This is a genomic window from Enterovibrio gelatinilyticus, from assembly GCF_028683095.1.
Taxonomy (GTDB): Bacteria; Pseudomonadota; Gammaproteobacteria; order Enterobacterales; family Vibrionaceae; genus Enterovibrio; species Enterovibrio gelatinilyticus.
The window spans coordinates 36,843-54,295 of the sequence record NZ_JAJUBC010000019.1 but is presented as its reverse complement, the minus strand read 5'-3'; the positions used below and the strand labels follow the sequence as shown (position 1 = coordinate 54,295).

Annotated in this window: 17 protein-coding genes; 16 read left to right on the top strand and 1 reads right to left on the bottom strand. The window is 45.8% G+C overall.

The window, feature by feature from the left end; translation table 11 throughout:
- Positions 1-20: 20 nt before the first annotated feature.
- From LRP50_RS16120 to LRP50_RS16105, 4 genes are all read left to right on the top strand, one after another.
- Complete coding sequence (locus tag LRP50_RS16120; RefSeq protein ID WP_274165488.1) at positions 21-2,381, top strand: glycoside hydrolase domain-containing protein; 2,361 nt, start codon at positions 21-23, stop codon at positions 2,379-2,381.
- 163 nt (positions 2,382-2,544) lie between these two features.
- Positions 2,545-3,627, top strand: a complete 1,083-nt coding sequence (locus LRP50_RS16115) for a glycosyltransferase (RefSeq protein ID WP_274165487.1) — start codon at positions 2,545-2,547, stop codon at positions 3,625-3,627.
- Positions 3,617-4,855, top strand: coding sequence for a glycosyltransferase family 2 protein (locus LRP50_RS16110; RefSeq protein WP_274165486.1), 1,239 nt, complete (start codon positions 3,617-3,619; stop codon positions 4,853-4,855). Before LRP50_RS16115 ends, LRP50_RS16110 begins: the two co-directional genes overlap by 11 nt.
- Entirely contained in the window at positions 4,852-5,511 is a 660-nt protein-coding gene (locus LRP50_RS16105) for a sugar transferase (protein WP_274165485.1), read from the top strand. The genes LRP50_RS16110 and LRP50_RS16105 overlap by 4 nt, the downstream gene beginning before the upstream one ends.
- Positions 5,512-5,677: 166 nt before the next feature.
- Here the strand turns inward: LRP50_RS16105 and LRP50_RS16100 are convergent, their stop codons facing one another.
- Entirely contained in the window at positions 5,678-6,103 is a 426-nt protein-coding gene (locus tag LRP50_RS16100; protein WP_274165484.1) for a DUF4399 domain-containing protein, read from the bottom strand.
- Positions 6,104-6,508: 405 nt separating this feature from the next.
- Between LRP50_RS16100 and LRP50_RS16095 the strand changes: the two genes are divergently transcribed.
- From LRP50_RS16095 to LRP50_RS16040, 12 genes are all read left to right on the top strand, one after another.
- A complete protein-coding gene (locus LRP50_RS16095; RefSeq protein WP_274165528.1) occupies positions 6,509-6,949 on the top strand; it encodes a YeeE/YedE family protein in 441 nt (146 codons plus the stop codon).
- 10 nt (positions 6,950-6,959) lie between these two features.
- Positions 6,960-7,406 carry a YeeE/YedE family protein gene (locus LRP50_RS16090; protein WP_274165483.1) on the top strand — a complete coding sequence of 149 codons (447 nt, stop codon included), beginning with the start codon at positions 6,960-6,962 and terminating at the stop codon, positions 7,404-7,406.
- Between the two features lie 776 nt (positions 7,407-8,182).
- Positions 8,183-8,383 (top strand): Flp family type IVb pilin, encoded by a 201-nt coding sequence (locus LRP50_RS16085; RefSeq protein ID WP_028021815.1) that lies wholly within the window; start codon positions 8,183-8,185, stop codon positions 8,381-8,383.
- A 22-nt stretch (positions 8,384-8,405) separates the two neighbouring features.
- On the top strand, positions 8,406-8,837 hold the full coding sequence (locus LRP50_RS16080; protein ID WP_274165482.1) for an A24 family peptidase: 432 nt from the start codon (positions 8,406-8,408) through the stop codon (positions 8,835-8,837).
- Between the two features lie 38 nt (positions 8,838-8,875).
- Positions 8,876-9,649 (top strand): Flp pilus assembly protein CpaB, encoded by a 774-nt coding sequence (cpaB, locus tag LRP50_RS16075; RefSeq protein WP_274165481.1) that lies wholly within the window; start codon positions 8,876-8,878, stop codon positions 9,647-9,649.
- Between the two features lie 10 nt (positions 9,650-9,659).
- Positions 9,660-11,015 (top strand): type II and III secretion system protein family protein, encoded by a 1,356-nt coding sequence (locus LRP50_RS16070; protein WP_274165480.1) that lies wholly within the window; start codon positions 9,660-9,662, stop codon positions 11,013-11,015.
- On the top strand, positions 11,012-11,551 hold the full coding sequence (locus tag LRP50_RS16065) for a hypothetical protein (RefSeq protein ID WP_274165479.1): 540 nt from the start codon (positions 11,012-11,014) through the stop codon (positions 11,549-11,551). Before LRP50_RS16070 ends, LRP50_RS16065 begins: the two co-directional genes overlap by 4 nt.
- Positions 11,552-11,561: 10 nt before the next feature.
- Positions 11,562-12,821, top strand: coding sequence for a CpaE/TadZ family protein (locus LRP50_RS16060; protein WP_274165478.1), 1,260 nt, complete (start codon positions 11,562-11,564; stop codon positions 12,819-12,821).
- A 3-nt stretch (positions 12,822-12,824) separates the two neighbouring features.
- Complete coding sequence (locus tag LRP50_RS16055) at positions 12,825-14,102, top strand: TadA family conjugal transfer-associated ATPase (RefSeq protein WP_274165477.1); 1,278 nt, start codon at positions 12,825-12,827, stop codon at positions 14,100-14,102.
- Complete coding sequence (locus tag LRP50_RS16050; protein WP_274165476.1) at positions 14,099-15,025, top strand: type II secretion system F family protein; 927 nt, start codon at positions 14,099-14,101, stop codon at positions 15,023-15,025. Before LRP50_RS16055 ends, LRP50_RS16050 begins: the two co-directional genes overlap by 4 nt.
- Positions 15,025-15,900 (top strand): type II secretion system F family protein, encoded by an 876-nt coding sequence (locus tag LRP50_RS16045; protein WP_274165475.1) that lies wholly within the window; start codon positions 15,025-15,027, stop codon positions 15,898-15,900. The genes LRP50_RS16050 and LRP50_RS16045 overlap by 1 nt, the downstream gene beginning before the upstream one ends.
- A complete protein-coding gene (locus LRP50_RS16040) occupies positions 15,897-17,453 on the top strand; it encodes an AMIN domain-containing protein (protein ID WP_274165474.1) in 1,557 nt (518 codons plus the stop codon). Before LRP50_RS16045 ends, LRP50_RS16040 begins: the two co-directional genes overlap by 4 nt.

The following is a 17,453-nucleotide window of genomic DNA, read 5'->3' as shown; positions in this document are numbered from 1 at the left end:
AGTATGAATGAGGCGAGACGATGAGATATTGGCTACTTTCACTCACACTTATACTCTGCGCACCCGTGCTTGCAGAACTAAGGCTCGACAAAATGGATTTGTCGAACATCACGCAAACCAGCATATTGATGGTGTCCGGTAATAACCTCTCCTCAGATGAGGTCATCGTGGTGGTCCGTGCTGACGATAGCATTAACCCTGGCTACTCCGATCGCGCCAACATAGAACGCGTGATCCCAAAAGGCGCATTTGAATTGCAGATCCCATTTGCAAGCCTTCGTACCCCCAGTGGTAAACAACTTGACCTCAGTGCCTTAGAGCAAATCATTGTATTCACGGGTGACGCCCCCCGCGGCTTTGCGTTATCGCAAGCGCGAGTTGAAACACCCAAACCACTTGGTAAAAACGTATATGCGTGGGATCTTGGCCCAGAAGGTAGCGCCATTTGGCCAGGGTTTCAGCCACTCACCATGACTTCCGGCCTCCTCACAGGGCGGGGGTTGAATGCCATTGATCGTGGTGCACGCGCACAAGCCGTTGATGCTTTAACCGTTGACGGTATCCGTGGTATTGAAACCGCAGCTTTACCTTTGCCCGCTGGAAATTGGCAAATCACCCTTTGGCTTCGCGATGCAGGCGAATGGGAGTACTTGCCTCATCCTCTTGAACGACGCATTTCAGCAAATGGCACGTCAGTATTTACGCAACGTTTATCACCCACTGAATGGATTGATTCTGTGTATCTCGGTCGACAAAATACCGAGATATCACCAAACAGCAGCAGTTGGCATCATTATGGCGAAAGAAAAAGTGACCGCGTCACTTTTAATATTGCCAGCGATGGTAGCCCCGTTATCTTAAAGTTAAGTGGCGACTCAACCGATGCGCAGTTTTTGAGCGGCATTCTTGCGGTTCCTCAAAGTAATCCTTTGATATTGAGCATGCTCACCCGTCAACGAAAAGCATGGTGGGAAAAAAATTGGCCTATCGCCAATTGGAAGAAATGGCCGAGTGGGCAACCTCGCCTGAACACCGCCAACCAAACAAGCTCGGCGGCACCGGGGACCTCTGCCGTTGTTCAGTTTGATTTCGAGCAAGGCAACCTTAAAGGTGCGCCAATGGTCATGCTACGCCACCCGTCGTTGAACGGCTTGGCAATTCCGTCTATTTGGCATTGGAGCCAATGGCAACTAACGCGCACACATTTGTCCTCAACCTTACTCGAAGCCAATGATGATTTTTTGCGCCACGGGTTAATGCCAGAAAATCATGGCGTCGCGATGCCAAGAAAAATGGTAGTGCGTGTGGATGTCCCTGAAGGTACGCCGCCCGGCATCTACCAAGGCGAACTGTCGGTCATGTTGCAAGGAAAGACGCTCAATAAGACGTTTTCTATCGACGTTATCAACGTTGCTCTCCCTGATATGGAAAAACCTGTCGGCATCTATCTTGAGCAACCCGTACATTTTGGTTGGTTCAAAGAGATAGCCCCACTAGGTCAACAAGCCATGCTGTGTGATCTCACCTTCCTAAGAAAACTCGGCTTAACGGGTATTTCTCCGCCTTACCCTACCCCCAGCAATGAAGAGGCGCAGGCTGAATTCGATTCGTTATCTAACAAGCTCAACGAAATGGGGTTCAATGCGACCATGTCGTATACTTCCGCCAAGCGGCTTACTCAATCTTTAGGCACAGGCGGTGCTGCCAACGTGATTTCGCAAATTGAGTCTCAGTACAAACGTCGACTTCAACACACCCCCTACTGGTCCATTGCCGATGAACCGAGCAACCCCGGCAATCTTGATATGTTTAAAGACATGCATCGTCAGTTTTCCATGTTTGCGCCGTCAGCCAAACTGGCCGGACACCTCAATCATGATGAAGACAGAGAATACCTATCAATGTTCGATCTGGTGCTGATCAACGACGGTTTTGGTATCGACAAAGACGAGATTCAAAAAACACAAGAAGATGATCGTGAAGTCTGGTTGTACAATTTACCCAGCCCACGCGCCGCCGCGGGCTTCTATCTTTGGCAATCAGACGCTGATGGTTTTTTGAAATGGCACGGTCGAATGCCAACCGCAGACCCTTTTGATCCCACTGATGGACGCGAATATGATGTCCAGTTCCTTTACCCGTCCAACGATCCTTGCCCAGAAGAGCCTGACATTAACATTGCCCTTTACGACATCATGCAGGGTATTACTGATTACCGCTGGATACTGTGGCTAGAGCGCCAAGCGCCGTCAAATCCTGATGCAAAACGCCTACTGACTGAGCTTCAGCGAGAAGTCCCAACCACATGGAATGCCATGCTGGCTGTCCCCTCAAAGCAACTGGAAACGTGGCGACAGAAGATTATCGCGTTAACGCGTTAACGCGTTAACGGTCAAAGCGACTCTCATTATGAGAAGAATACGAGAGGCACAATACCCTATTTTATTTTTTTCATATAAAAACAAAGCGTTAGATTAAACATAAAAACTGGCACGCCTTCTGCTTTATTCATAGCAATACTCAGTCATTCTCAACGAGGTTGTCATGAAGACCATTGTTCAAGTCGTGCAACATCTCAAACCAGGCGGACTCGAAGTCATGGCCTTGGAATTGATGAAATTCTCGCACCACGGTGATGCAATGAAAATTGTCAGCCTCGAAGGAGATGCTGAAACCGCGATTGCCGCATGGCCAAGACTTCGAGAGTTCAAAGATCAGCTAGTGTTCTTAAACAAGGCGCCAGGGCTCTCGCTTTCAACCATTATGACGTTGAAAAGAGTTTTATCGTCGCTGGACGCTGACCTCATTCATACCCACCATATTGGTCCGTACTTTTATGGTGGTCTTGCCGCCTTTCTTAACCGCATCCCCCATGTACACACAGAACACGATGCATGGCACTACAGCAACAAACGTCACCAAGTTTTACATCGTATTGTGTCTTTGTTTGGAACACCAGTTTGCGTGGCAGATGCCGATATCGTGGCTCATTCACTCTCTTCCCTGTCAGGCATGCAAGATGTGCGCGTCATCAAGAATGGTGTTGATACGTCAAAATATATTCCCGGTCACAAACCAACAGCCCGCGCTGCGATGAAACTGCCCAATGCCATCAAGCTCATTGGCGCAAGTGGGCGCCTTGAAGAAGTCAAAGGCCATGCTGTACTTATCTCAGCCATGACGGAGTTACCTAACCACATTCACCTTGCCATTGCTGGCTCAGGTTCGATGGAAGTCATGTTGAAAGACAAAGCTAAAACACTCAACCTCAGCGACCGCGTTCATTTTCTCGGTCATGTTGAAAACATGCCGAAGTTCTATCAGTCACTCGACCTGTTCTGCCTACCATCCTTCAACGAAGGTTTCCCTCTCGCACCATTGGAAGCACAAGCATGTGGCATCCCTACGGCAGTAACCAATGTCGGCGGCGCAAGCGAAACACTATGTCCAGAGTCGGGATGCCTCATGACAGCAGGTGATGCAAGCGACATGGCTGAAAAAATCACTCACTGCCTCCACAACGCTGTGTCATCAAACCCTCGAACATTTGTCACTAATCACGCGGATATTCGCACAATGGCAAGTGCTTACGATTCTTTGACTGAGGGGCTTTGTCATGGCGCATGAAATCACTTTTTGGCTAACCACAGCCAGTATCATTTTAGTGATCTACCACCACGTGGGTTATCCGCTACTGCTGAAAATCTTAGTGCGTAAGCCTTTAACGTCAGCAGAAAAGGGCGCTACAACACAAACAACGCCTGTTCGCGGCTATCGCAGCAGTGCAAACGACATCGACTTACCAACGATCAGTGTCCTAATGCCCGCTTATAATGAAGAAAAATGGATTGCCGACAAGATCCGAAACCTCGCCGCATTGGACTACCCGAGCAATAAAGTACATGTGGTACTCGCATGTGACGGCTGCACAGACAAGACCGCTGACATTGCACGTCAAACTGCTGAAGAAGCACTGTGCAAACATCTTAACGTCACTGTGATTGAATATGAACACAACGCGGGCAAGGTGGCTGTTATCAATAACACCATGCCACTCATTCAAGGCGATATTGTCGCTCTGAGTGACATTTCAGCTCTGGTTTCAATCGATGCCTTCTACATCGCAGCACATCACTTTAGTGACGCAAATGTTGGCGTACTGAACAGTCGTTACTGCTTAATCAACGCTGCCGATGGCGAACAAAAATACTGGGACTACCAAAGCACAATTCAACGCAATGAAGCGCAATTAGGCTCATCACTGGGCGCACATGGCGCACTATATTTCATTCGCCGCGAACTGTTCACGCCTTTAGCTCCCGACACCATCAATGATGATTTCGTTCTACCGATGCAAATCGTCAAGAAAGGCTTTCGTGCCGATATTAACGAAACGATTCAAGCTGTCGAACTTGAGCCAACAAATGCGCATCAAGATTTTCGTCGCCGCCTTCGTATCGGCGCGGGTAACTGCCAACAACTGATGCGTTTGCTGCCACTGCTCAACCCCCTGCGTGGCGGCATAGCCTTTACGTTTGCATCAGGTAAAGGCCTGCGAGTGCTCATGCCGTTTTTCATGGTTACCGCTTTATTGGGTAGCGCACTGCTCGCACCATCAAACAACTTCTTTGCTCTAGCAATGACAGGACAAATAACCATTTACCTTGCGGTTGGCTTATGCCGCGTCGCTGGCTATCAACCCAAAGGCAGTATTGCAAAAGCTCTGCAATACTTAGTGACAGGTCACACTGCGAACCTAATTGGTACATTGCGTTACATCACAGGTTTAGAGACAGGACGATGGACTCGTGTTTCTGAGGATTCAAAGACTTCTAATAAGGATAAATCACTATGAATATCAGCATGAACTTGAACGTAAATAGCGATATCAGCCCAGTAACGGCAAAAGCAAAGCGTGGTTTTGATATTCTGTTTTCTCTGATTGGCTTAGCCCTAACTCTGCCACTGTTCCCTTTGATAGCCCTCGCCATCAAACTCGACAGCCGTGGACCCGTGTTCTTCAGCCAAATGCGAATTGGTCGCGCACTACCGGATAAAAGCTTGCTGTTCCCGATGATCAAATTTCGCACTATGCGTACCGACGCCGAAAGCGTAACAGGTGCAACGTGGGCAACAAAAACTGACCCACGAGTGACCCGTGTTGGGCGTTTCCTAAGAAAAACCCGCTTGGACGAGATCCCTCAGTTTATTAACGTTTTAGTCGGTGATATGTCTATTATTGGCCCTCGTCCAGAACGTCCTGGCTTCTACCAAAAATTGGAAAACGCGATCCCATACTTTGCCGAGCGTACTTATGGCGTGACGCCGGGGATCACTGGACTGGCTCAAGTCAATCAAGGTTATGATACCTGCATTGATGATGTGCGTTCTAAAGTGGGGTTTGACCACTCATATGCGCTTTCTTTAACCTCACCAACAAGCTGGCTGAAAATGGACCTGCACATTATGATTCGCACCATTGTCGTTATGGTCTGCGGTCGCGGCCAATAGCGGCTCTTCAACACTGAGCCACAAAACGCCATGTGGCTCCACTCTTGTTTTAAGAGCACCAATACAATTGCTTTATGAGCACCAATGCGATTGTTATAAGAGCGCCATTTCGCATGTTATCAAACCGCTGTACTCTGCTGAGAGTGCAGCGGTTTTTCTTTGTCTATCACTGAACCGTGATGGTGATTTTTTCTGAAATCACGGGTTTGTGATGGGGAATATGTAAGTAATCTCCCAGCAACAATTGCAGTGTGTGCTTGCCTTTTGGCAAGGTCATCATGGTTTCAGTTTGCCCACCACCAAAGTGCCTAACATTGTCATTCGCTGGCAAAGGCAACGAGAAATCCGCTAGTGAGTCGACATCAATCAACAAGTGATGGTGCCCTGAGTTGGGCTGATTATTACCCGCAGGCGAAACATCCATGCCTTTCAAACCGAATACCACTTTGAATGTCTCCGGTACGGTTTCACCATCTTTAGGCGTTACAAAATAAACCTCCGCATCAGCAGCCGATGGGGTGGCTGCAAGTAACGATGAAGGCAATAAAGTAGCGGTTACTAGCAAAAATGCAGATAGGATTGTGTATTTCATAGTGTCCCCATTAGAAAGCTTTCTGGCTTACATCAGCATGACTGATGTTTGACGGGGATAAGTGTCAGGAAATGGGACTTTGACAAGAAAATACCACTCCTTTAGAGAGTGGTATTTTCTATTCTGCCCCTATAGTTATTGTCAGTGGATGGTTATCCGTTGTCAGCTAACCCTCAGCCCTCAGCCCTTTTCCATGTGCGATAGCCCCCAACCAACCTGAAAATACTCGATTAACAAGGCCCAATATCTCAGCGCAATCGAGTGGCGAGATCGCATACCCTGTCATATATTAGATATTATTAATTTAATAAACACTAAATTAGCATTGACTTAAATTTGGTGTTCTATAAGATTGGTTTCCATGGAAGTGCTGTTGATGAGACTCGCTCAGCCTTGAAGACGGAAATAACAGGAGTATCTATGTCATTTGGAATCCCTTGGGAAGCATTGCTTGGGGGTATGTTGCTCGGCGTATCGGGGCTAACACTATTGGCCTTCAACGGTCGTATCGCTGGCATCAGCGGCATTGTTGGCGGGCTACTTAAACCTCGTCAATCTGACGTTGCTTGGCGTCTACTCTTTCTCGGCGGCATGATCATTGCGGGCGTTATTTCACCTCTTGTTGGGTTTACCTACCCAGATTTTTCCTCTGTTTCAGGAGGTACCTCCCCGCTTCTTGCCGTTGCAGCGGGACTACTGGTCGGTATTGGTACTCGTCTAGCAAATGGGTGTACCAGCGGTCACGGAATTTGCGGTATGGGCCGCTTGTCTAAACGCTCAATCGTCGCCACGCTCATTTTCATGGGTACAGCCTTTTTAACAGTATTTGTGCGTCTTCACGCCTAAGGAGATAAGGATGTTTAATCACGCTATTGCGCTATTTTCAGGCTTGCTGTTTGGCCTAGGTATGATGATTTCTGGCATGGTTAACCCTGCCAATGTCATTGGCTTTCTCGATATATTCGGACAATGGAATCCCAACTTGGCTTTTGTAATGGGTGGCGCTTTATTGGTCTTTATGCCAGGTTATTTCTTCTTAGTTCGTAAACAAGCCAAGCCATTGTTGGCTGACACCTTCTGCGTCAATGAGAGTACTGCGCTGGACGCAAAGTTAATTTCTGGTGCTGCGCTATTTGGTGTGGGGTGGGGGCTGGTGGGAATTTGCCCAGGACCTGCCATCACTGCATTAGGCTCTGGATCAAGCATCGTGTTCTTGTTTGTATTAAGTGCGGTGATTGGGATGTACTTTGTCAATGTAATCACCACAAAACCTTCTCCTTCCTCGCTCCCAGCACATCACTGATATCCAGCACGTGCAAGCAACAATCCAAACAGCCTGACCATACTTCTTCAGGTTGTTTGGCACCTTCGCACCCAATGAATAAATAATCAGAAAAGTTACCCTATAACGCGTATAGAAAGATGGCTATTGCTCGTATAATTTTGATAATCTCGCCTGAACATATAAGTCATTGATTTCATATGACCATCTTATTTTCGTGTAAAGAAAAATATCTAAAAGCCGACATTTTAGACAATAAGCATGAGGCAATGGACACTTAGCGTATATTCCAAATGTGAATTCGCTGTACAAACATTCACCATAAATGACTGGATTATCTGTCACCAGGAGTAATTGTTAATGGAAACTTGGTGATTAATTAAAGATAAACCAATAAAAACTATTATTGGGTTAGATAAACATCTCCGTTTTTGTGTGATAGAAGTCTTGTTTATAAAAATATTCATCACTGTCTCAGCTGATCGCATATTTAGACTTTGGGCCTTGTTGCATATATTATTTAGTTACATTTATCACATTACACAACCATTAATACTCAACAAGTTAGCTATAAAAACACCAGTAACCATACAAGAGATAGCTCAACAATAAGAATTGGTATTAAAAGTGAAAAATAAACCCTTGAATTAGTTGGTGGATATATTTAAATATCAGTTATATCTTATTTCCTAACTTGAGAATAAACATGAGATTCGGCACTGGCCAGAAATCCTTACATTTAATTTCAAGCGAATCATTAAAATAAGATCACCCTTAAAACATAAATGGAGTTTTTCATGTCTCTACTTAAAATCGCTAAGCGTTTTACAAAAGACGAACGTGGCGTAACCGCTATCGAATATGCAATCATCGGTGTGGCTATTTCTGCAATCGTGCTTGCAGTTGTTGCAGACGGTGGGCTGGGTAAAGCACTAGGTGACGCAATGACGGTAATTGATACCAACATCGGTAAAGCCGAAACCGTTACTACTCAGTAATGTGGGCCTAAGACCATTGTCAATGAATCTCATTGGTCTAGTCCTTATAGCCATCTCAACGGTTATTATTGTTTCGGACATCAAAGAGCGAAAGATAAGCAACAGGTTAAATTTAGTCGTTTTGGTCTGCTGTTTATTAATTGCCTATGAATACGAAAACATAGAGTTGCATATTCTAAGAAGCACTCTAGTCTTAACCGTTGGGTTGGTTATTTTTAGCTTGGGTATAATTGGGGCTGGCGATATAAAGCTTCTTTCTATCTATGCGCTAATAATCGACAGCCAATATTGGACACTGTCTTTAGTAACAATCGGTTTTATTGGTGGCATCACAGCATTAATCATCCTCATTAAATCGAAAATTGTGAAAAACGGTAAAAATAAAGGCGTCCCATACGGAGTTCCTATCGTTTTTTCCAGTCTTTTTTTTATTCACCTGAGTGCACTTAGTTAAACCAGCCATCCTATGTGTAGGACATACCGAGTAGACAAATGAGCCAAAGAGTATTTTTTGTTATTGCAGTACTGACAATCATTATTGGCCTGTTAGGTTTGACCGGAATGTTTAGGTTCAATCAAACAGCAGTCGTCGATACATCTATCCCAACATTTCAAGTCGCGCAACTTGAGGCATCACTTGAGAAAGGCGATCTTTTAAAACGAACAAATGTCCGATATTTCCGCGTGCGTGAGCAGGAGGCCATGACGAAAGGGATTGCACAAGATACTTCATTAGAAATTGTTCCCGGCATGATTGCCGCTAAAGACATATCTAACTCTACCTTCATCACTCAAAGCGACTTTATTTCACCCGGAGACAAAGGCTACATCGAAGCCGCGATAGAGCCTGGCATGACACCTTACTCGTTTGGTTTAACAAGCCGAGACTTTTTAGGTTCAGGTATTTCTGTCGGTGACCATATTGACGTCCTAGTGCTGACATCAGACGAGCAAAATATTGGCGAGTCAGGCAGAAGCAATGCTATTCAATCATTCCGCACGCTATCTGTTTCTCCATTGCTCCAAAACGTCAAAATCCTCGCTATTGAGGGAGAGAATGATTCTAAAACTGAGGACTTACCTATCACCATTGAGCTCGCAAGAGAGCAAATAGGGAAAATGGTCATAGCGAGGCGCATTGGTGTCATTGAAGTTATTAAGTCTTTAAATCAAACAACATTGGGCATGAATGCGGACACGCACGACGTGTTACCAAATTTTAAATCGGTTATTGAGATTCGTGGCCAAGATAAGGCTTTTAACTAGAGAGCAAGGAATGCTTACTTTGCGTTTTCATCACATCTTACTCGTCGTCTTTTTGGCGTCAGCCTCCCTGACAGTGAAGGCGGCAGGAATCATCAATCTTGGTACTGGCGATGCCCGTTCTATGCATTTTGATACCACAATCGGTACTATTTTTATCGCTAACCCAGAAGTGGCGGATTACCAAGTCATTGATAACAACCGCTTGGTCGTATTTGGAAGAAACATTGGTACCACAACGTTAATCGTTTTTGGTGAAAACAGTTCCACACTGACAGAAAAACGGATTGTCGTTAATAAAAGTTTAATAAGCATTGAGCAAATGCTCTCATCACAATACCCAAACGCCGAAGTGTCCGTTTTAAACTTGGGTGATCGCGTTGTTTTGGGAGGCACTGTTCCAACGCAAAAAGAAAAAGATGAAATTTATGCCATGGTTGGTGAACTCCTAACCAAAGATCCCACAGAGAAAGTCAAAACGCTGGTATCCATTAACACCGATACACCCGATAAAGATATCGACTACCTTGCGCATAAAATCTATGAGGGTGTGGTCAACAACTTGGAAGTCACTGTCACTAAACAAGTCAACGTCAAACTCACCATTGCGGAAGTTAACAGTTCAATTGTGAACGAACTCGGCATCCAGTGGGGTACCGTATTTGAAAACACGTTCAACAATGGACAATTCTTTCGTGCCATTACGGGAACGGGCGGTTCAGGTAGCAACGTCGGCTCTTACATTTCAGCCATCAACGATGACAGAATTGGACAAGTACTCTCCGAACCCAACCTCTCGGTTATTTCAGGAGAGACGGCAAGCTTTCTTGTCGGTGGTGAAGTGCCAATTTCCTACCTCTCACCTGACGGTTATGTCATCAGCTATCGATCGTTTGGTATTGGTCTAGAGCTTGCTGCTGAAGTTCAACGCGATGACAAGATCATGTTGACCCTCCTGCCATCTGTGAGCTCGGTCGACGAGCAATTTGGTGAAACCGCCTTGGATATACCTGCATTTCGTGTTCGTCGAGCCCAAACAACGATTGAACTTGGCGATGGTGACAGTTTTGTTCTAGCTGGATTACTCAGTACGGAAGACCAAGAGTCACTAGCAAAAATACCATTTATCGCTGATGTTCCAATTTTAGGGGCATTGTTCCGTCACTCTACGACCACTCGGCGAAAAACCGAGTTGGTTATTGTTGCCACTGTATCTTTGGTGACGCCAATAACCTCCGCAAACATCACACTGCCACAAATCAAGCAGACCAGCACTCTCTCTCGATTCTTCGGGGTTGATTTTGATTCATCGTCAGACACGGCTAAATGGCAGACTGAAATTCTAGCGACGGGAGGGTTCAAGAAATGATTGGTACCAAAAGATATCTCGTCACTTTTGTTCTGAGCACCTCTTTTCTATTCGCTTGCTCAAGTTTACCGCATCGAACAGCAGTGCAAGGTGGAGACGTTACCGTCACTCCGGTGACATATACCTATGCTGTGAGTTTGAAAAACAAGAAATCAAAGCTCGCCAAAAAAGAGCTATTCACTTACCTCAAAAACAACAAAGACGACCTGCTTGTCTATGGCGCGGAGATCTCTTGGAAAGGTCATAGCGCAAAAAGGCTCGCCATGGAAGCATCTAGGTGGCTGATCAGTGCGGGAACACCGAGAGAATTAGTGACTTTACAGTCAGACAGTTCGCAGGCCGTCGATATCATTTCGCTATCAACAACTATCTATCAGGTGCAAACGCACACCTGTAACGAGCGCGTGATTGGCAAGTATCACTCTGGTGATGATGGCTGCTACTCAGATAATTTAAGATGGCAGTCGATGCTCCATCCTGACAGAAAGTTAGCAGGCCAAAATCGTACCACCGTTTTACCTCAAGACAGCCAGTAAGAGAGACATCATGATCTTTGACGAACTACTCAAGAAAGAGTCAACGAGCTCTCTCTCTAACCTTGGCAATCAGTCTGGCATTAAGGTTATTCAATTTCATAGAACGGATGCATCAAAGTCTCTAGTCGAAGAGACTTTCCGCTTTATTGGCGAAACGCTGCCAACCGCATATCAATACAAGTTTGATGACGTCGCAGGGCAAGTGGAAGAGCTAAATGCCCAAGTTGCCATTGTCGATTTGGTGAAATGTGAGGACATATTAAAAGAGTGCCGCCAATTATCAGAGCGCCTTCCCACCTCTCTTTCTGTCTTAATCATCGGTGGCGAAGACTCTATTTCTGTGGTGCGAGAGCTAAAAGCGTTCGGCTTTTATTACCTGCTTTGGCCGATATCGAAGATCGAGCTTGCTGAATTTGTCGAGAGTGTCTTAGCCCAACATGAATCAGCAAACTTTAAGCATCGTCGACGGGCAAAGCGTATTGGAATCATCGGCACTCGCGGTGGTATCGGTACCTCACTCATCACAGCAGAGCTTGGCTGGCAGCTTTCTAATGAAAAGCAGGCTTCCTGCGTTGTCGTAGATAACAACTATCTTTCCGGCAATCTCGATATCTACCTTGGCGTGAAAAACCGTGAAAAACGAAAACTTAATGCTGTTGAGTCCAGTGGTAATGTTGATGAGTCGATCGCGAAATCGCTCGTCACACGAGTGAACCATCGACTCGATTACCTCGCTTTGGGCTTAGATAGTGAAACGTCAGCGGACTTCCACGAGGTCACTGCCACTGTCATCAGCAATTTAAGCAGCGAAACCAATTTCATCATTGATGATCTCTCTGCCTCTGTCAGCTTCGATTTAAAGCCGAGTTCATTAATCAAGCAACTTGATGTGGCTGTAATAGTGATGGACCCGACCATTTCCTGTCTTCGCGAAACCGCGGCGCTTTTGCATAACATTAAAAAGCATATAGAAGAAAATGACCTAAGGAAAACTGTCCGAATCATGCTTGTTCTCAATAAGCATCGAGCATCTCGCTTCCATAGCGTCACTGAATCCGAAATTGTTAAGTATCTAAGTGTGCCCATTGATGTTGTCCTTCCATATGAAGTTTCTGTGGAAGAAGCATTGGTCAGCGGAACCATGCTAAGCAGTGGCAAAACCAAATTTGGAAGCCAGCTCCGCGCTTTATGTTCTTTGGTAGTCGGTGAAGTCGCACTGCCAAGTCGTGGGAAAGGGCTGTTTCCCTTTTTCCGTAAGAAGGGTAACTAATATATGAATCCTTCTCGTGAACTTTACATTTCCTTGCGCACGCGCATCTTTGATGCTCTTGACCCAGAAGCCGTTTCGACACTTAGCAAGGACGAACTGAAAAGCCAGTTACTTCAAGCCATTTTGCTGCTCATAGAACAAGATAAGTCACCAGTATCTACCACGCTTCGCAATGAATTCGTCACCATGCTTTACGACGAACTTCGAGGGCTTGGCCCTATTCAGGCATTGATGGAGGATGATTCCATTTCGGACATCATGATCAATGGCCCTGACAACGTCTTTATTGAAAGGCAGGGACTTGTTGAAAAATCTCGAATCACCTTCATGGATAACACACAGCTTACAAACGTCGCCAAACGCATAGCCTCAAGAGTCGGTCGACGCGTTGATGACTCCACACCGCTGTGTGATGCTCGACTTGAAGACGGAAGCCGCGTGAACATAGTTCTCCCGCCCATTGCCATTGATGGGGCATCCGTATCTATCCGTAAGTTTAAAAAGCAAAGCATCAGTTTCGGTGATTTGATTGAATTTGGCGCTGTCAGTCCGGAGGTCGCCAAGCTCATGATCATCACATCACGCTGTCGTCTCAATGTGGTGATCTCTGGCGGTACAGGCTCTGGCAAAACCACAATGATGAATGCACTCTCGCAGTATATCTCTGAGAGTGAACGTATTGTGACAATTGAAGATGCAGCTGAACTTCGTTTGCAACAACCTCATGTGGTACGTCTGGAAACACGTACCGCAGGTATTGAAGGTAATGGCGAGATCAACCAGCGCCAATTGGTTATCAATGCGCTCCGTATGCGCCCTGATAGGATCATTATTGGTGAGTGCCGCGGAGCTGAAACGTTTGAGATGCTTCAAGCGATGAATACAGGCCACGATGGTTCAATGACTACCCTCCACGCCAATAGTCCTCGAGACGCCATTTCTCGTATCGAGAGTATGGTCATGATGGCGACGGCTTCTTTGCCTCTGGAGGCCATCCGACGCACTATCGTAAGCGCAGTCGACATTATCATTCAGATTAGTCGCCTTCACGATGGTAGCCGCAAGGTCATGAGTATCTGCGAGGTCGTCGGTATGGAAGGCGACGGTGTGGTGATGGAAGAGATATTCCGTTTTGAACACCAAGGCTTCTCAAGCCAAGGACGAATTCTAGGCCGGTTCATTACGTCTGGACTGATGGAGCGCTCGGCGCTCTATGAAAAAGCGCGTTACTTCGGCTTAGACAAAGAACTCAAAAGTATCTTCAGTGAGATGCAAGCATGATTGCGAATCTGTTTTTCATCGGCTTAATTGGGGTTGGCCTCTACATTATGAGGAAACAGGCTCAGCTCAGTGAACGCCGAGAAAGTATGCTTCGTGAAAACAACACGCTACCTGAAACCAAGCTGCTCGAAAACCGCGCTGTTGATATGGAAGCACTGTCCAACACCACATTTTCTCAACGTCTATCTCGATCTCTTAGAAACATCTATTACGACATTGGCGAGTACGCCATTATTAAGGTGTTGGGGTATTACGTCGCCGCCACCTTTGTTGGTGAGTTTGTTTTTGTAACCGTATTTGGATTCACAACTCAAGTATCGCTTTTACTTTCTTACCCTATTTTCACCTATCTAGGCATTCGGTATTTAGAGTTTCGAACACAAAAAGAGTTCGAAGATAACTTCCCAGATGCGCTCAATATGATCGCCAGTTCGGTTTCCGCTGGTGAAAGTTTGCTCCACGCAATTCAATACGTCGGAAAGTCACTCGACAATATTGTTGGACGCGAATTTAAGACGATGGGTGAGCGATTAAATTTAGGTGAGACAACCGAATCTGTTTTTGCTCGAGCATGTCAACGATTCCCAACACCCACGTTCCAGTTCTTTGTAATCGCCATGAGGGTGAACGTAAATCGCGGTGGTCAACTACGCCGTGTGATTACCAACCTCAACCGTGTGCTTTTCGATGCCAAAAGTGTGGATATGAAGAAAAAGGCATTAACGGCAGAAGCACGTATGTCTTCATACATCATCTGCGCTATTCCTTTTTTCTTCCTGTTTGTTGTTCTGCGTTTTTTGTCACCTGAAAACTATGACTATGTGATGCATGACCCAAGCGGAAGGTTTCTGCTTTATTACACCCTAGTCAGTGAATCGATTGGCATTGGTATCATCACTTGGTTGATGAAGAGTGTGAAGTAATGAACAATTTCTACACGCTCATTTTCATTGTATTGATAGCGCTTGGCGCAGCGACAGCCCTGACGATTCTGCTCGGCAACGTAAAACGCAAGAGCAGCATTGAACAAGCATTAGATATTAATCAGATGGACAAAGTCTCTTCGCTCGCGAATGCATCTCGATTGATTTCGTCATTTTTCGCTGCCAGTAACAACGAAATCACTGAGAAATTTATTGGTGCTGGTATCTATAACACCGCGCTGGCACCTTACTTTTTCCTTATTAAGTACACGGTTTTCGGGGTTGCTTCCGCTATTGTCATTTTGACTGGCGATGCGCCCATCTATGAAGGAATCGCAGATAAAATCACATGGTTAGCAGGATTAACCCTAGTTGTGGTTATTGGGCCTGACTTATACCTAGAAATGCGCCGTCGCGCACTCGCACTAAAAATCACCCGAAAACTGCCTTTCTTATTAGATTTGATGGCCACTTGCGTTCAAACGGGTATGACTATCGAGTCGACCCTATTCTACCTAACGTCTGAAATGGCATCATTCGACCGCGATATCGCTTACATGTTGAAACGCCTCAGTGACAGAGCTAGAACCGTTGGTCTAGACAAATCGCTCCAAGATCTTTACGAACGGGTTCCGTCTCCAGAAATGCACAGCTTCGTTATGACTCTCACCCAGAGCATGCAGCACGGTACGTCGGTTTACGAAATCCTAACCACGCTTTCCAACGATATTCGAAAGATTCAGCTTCTTTCTCTCGAAGAAAAAGCCGGAAAGCTCTCTTCCAAAATGTCCATTCCAATGATCATTTTTGTCATGATGCCCGTCGTTGTGCTGATTGTCAGTCCTGGTGTGATGAGAATGTTGGAGAAACTATGAAACCGTTACTCATTGCCACCATCATTCTTGCGCTTTCTGCGTGTAGTTCCTCTAATGTGCTCGAAGAGTATGCCGGGGAGAAAGGAGATCAGCTTTTACTCCAAACCGGTAACTACACCTCCTTGGTTAAACGCTACCAAGAGCAACTGAAGAAAAGCCCGTCACCAACACTGCGATATAAATTGGCGAACGCACTCTATTTGTCAGGCGATCCAGAAGCCGCACAGTTTCAGTTAGCGCTGATCCCCTATGATGCCATTAAGGATACAGAGCTAGAAATGCTCAGAGCAAACGTGCTCTATGACCTCGATAGACTCAATGCCGCCGAGCAACACGTAAACACGGCATTACGTATCTATGATAACAATGCAGAAGCGTACAACCTAAAGGGACTGCTCCTCGCCCAACGTGGTGAACTCAATAAAGCCAAACAGGCGTTTGATCGAGCGCGCCTTTATGGCTTCGATGATGACATTGTGAAGAACAACCTCGCGATGGTCGCCATGTTAAAAGGTGATTTTAACTGGGCAGCCGACATTTTGTTACCGCTAGTGAAAAATGGTCGTTCAGACAGTATCGTTGAGGCTAACCTATTGCTTGCACTTGCTAAATCTGGCCGTTCCCGCGAATTCAGTCAACTCCTAGCAAGCCAAGAAAGCAGAGAAACCATCAATGAAAGATATACCAGCTTCAATAATGTTGAGGCATTGAGTCGCTTCTCTCAAACCAACTCGCAAACTAGCGCTCAAAAAAATGCTCAAGCCAGCGTTAGTGCACCATTGACAACACCGGCTTCAGCGACGGATAGCATAAAAAAAATTGACTCCATTTTGGCGACCAACAAACAAAGAGACAAACCTAAATTAGTACTCGCTCAGAATGCTCCGATTGATAACATTGGAGCCGTAGCTAAAGCGAAAGACGAAACCAAAGATGACGCGGTTTCAACGGCAAAGAACACTTCTACCAAAAAAACGCACCGTGCAATCAGCGCTCCGTCGACGGTATCTGCTGCCGTCGCCTTAACATCAAAAGCCTCCGTCGCCCCAACAACAAAGCCCGACATCAGCCCACCTAAAAAAGAAAAAGTGGGACCGCTAGAACTTGCACGTCAACGAGTAGCAGAAGCCAACAAAGCCAAAGCAGAAAAAGCTCAACAAGAGAAGACACTAAAACCTGCTAGAAAAGAGGCAAAACAAACACCGTCTCTCGTCAAAAAGACGAAAAAGAAACGCTCTCGCTATTTAGTTACGGACATTACTTTTTTGCAGGCTAACGGCGTAAGCGAATACGTCGCAACTTCAGATTTTGAATTGGGAAAGATCCACTCTCAGTATCTCGAGAAACGCAGAAAATGGGTATTTGATATTGAAGGCGCTAAGAATTTCACCACCAAGCGTAAGCGCTATTTGAAAGAAGGCCCTGCGAAGGCCATTGAACTGGGAGAGCATGAGAGCTTTGTTCGTATCGTGCTTGAAATGCACGAAAAAACCCAGGAAAAACCCGATATCAAAGTTGAAGGAAACACTCTAACCATTCGTTGGGATTCTTGA

What these genes read in the sequence shown, in the direction of transcription:
- LRP50_RS16110 (WP_274165486.1), top strand. Translation starts at nt 3,617, where the DNA reads ATGGCGCATGAAATCACTTTTTGGCTAACCACAGCCAGTATCATTTTA.
- LRP50_RS16100 (WP_274165484.1), bottom strand. Translation starts at nt 6,103, where the DNA reads ATGAAATACACAATCCTATCTGCATTTTTGCTAGTAACCGCTACTTTA.
- LRP50_RS16065 (WP_274165479.1), top strand. Translation starts at nt 11,012, where the DNA reads ATGATTGGTACCAAAAGATATCTCGTCACTTTTGTTCTGAGCACCTCT.
- LRP50_RS16115 (WP_274165487.1), top strand. Translation starts at nt 2,545, where the DNA reads ATGAAGACCATTGTTCAAGTCGTGCAACATCTCAAACCAGGCGGACTC.
- LRP50_RS16070 (WP_274165480.1), top strand. Translation starts at nt 9,660, where the DNA reads ATGCTTACTTTGCGTTTTCATCACATCTTACTCGTCGTCTTTTTGGCG.
- LRP50_RS16120 (WP_274165488.1), top strand. Translation starts at nt 21, where the DNA reads ATGAGATATTGGCTACTTTCACTCACACTTATACTCTGCGCACCCGTG.
- LRP50_RS16055 (WP_274165477.1), top strand. Translation starts at nt 12,825, where the DNA reads ATGAATCCTTCTCGTGAACTTTACATTTCCTTGCGCACGCGCATCTTT.
- cpaB (WP_274165481.1), top strand. Translation starts at nt 8,876, where the DNA reads ATGAGCCAAAGAGTATTTTTTGTTATTGCAGTACTGACAATCATTATT.
- LRP50_RS16090 (WP_274165483.1), top strand. Translation starts at nt 6,960, where the DNA reads ATGTTTAATCACGCTATTGCGCTATTTTCAGGCTTGCTGTTTGGCCTA.
- LRP50_RS16085 (WP_028021815.1), top strand. Translation starts at nt 8,183, where the DNA reads ATGTCTCTACTTAAAATCGCTAAGCGTTTTACAAAAGACGAACGTGGC.
- LRP50_RS16080 (WP_274165482.1), top strand. Translation starts at nt 8,406, where the DNA reads ATGAATCTCATTGGTCTAGTCCTTATAGCCATCTCAACGGTTATTATT.
- LRP50_RS16045 (WP_274165475.1), top strand. Translation starts at nt 15,025, where the DNA reads ATGAACAATTTCTACACGCTCATTTTCATTGTATTGATAGCGCTTGGC.
- LRP50_RS16050 (WP_274165476.1), top strand. Translation starts at nt 14,099, where the DNA reads ATGATTGCGAATCTGTTTTTCATCGGCTTAATTGGGGTTGGCCTCTAC.
- LRP50_RS16105 (WP_274165485.1), top strand. Translation starts at nt 4,852, where the DNA reads ATGAATATCAGCATGAACTTGAACGTAAATAGCGATATCAGCCCAGTA.
- LRP50_RS16040 (WP_274165474.1), top strand. Translation starts at nt 15,897, where the DNA reads ATGAAACCGTTACTCATTGCCACCATCATTCTTGCGCTTTCTGCGTGT.
- LRP50_RS16060 (WP_274165478.1), top strand. Translation starts at nt 11,562, where the DNA reads ATGATCTTTGACGAACTACTCAAGAAAGAGTCAACGAGCTCTCTCTCT.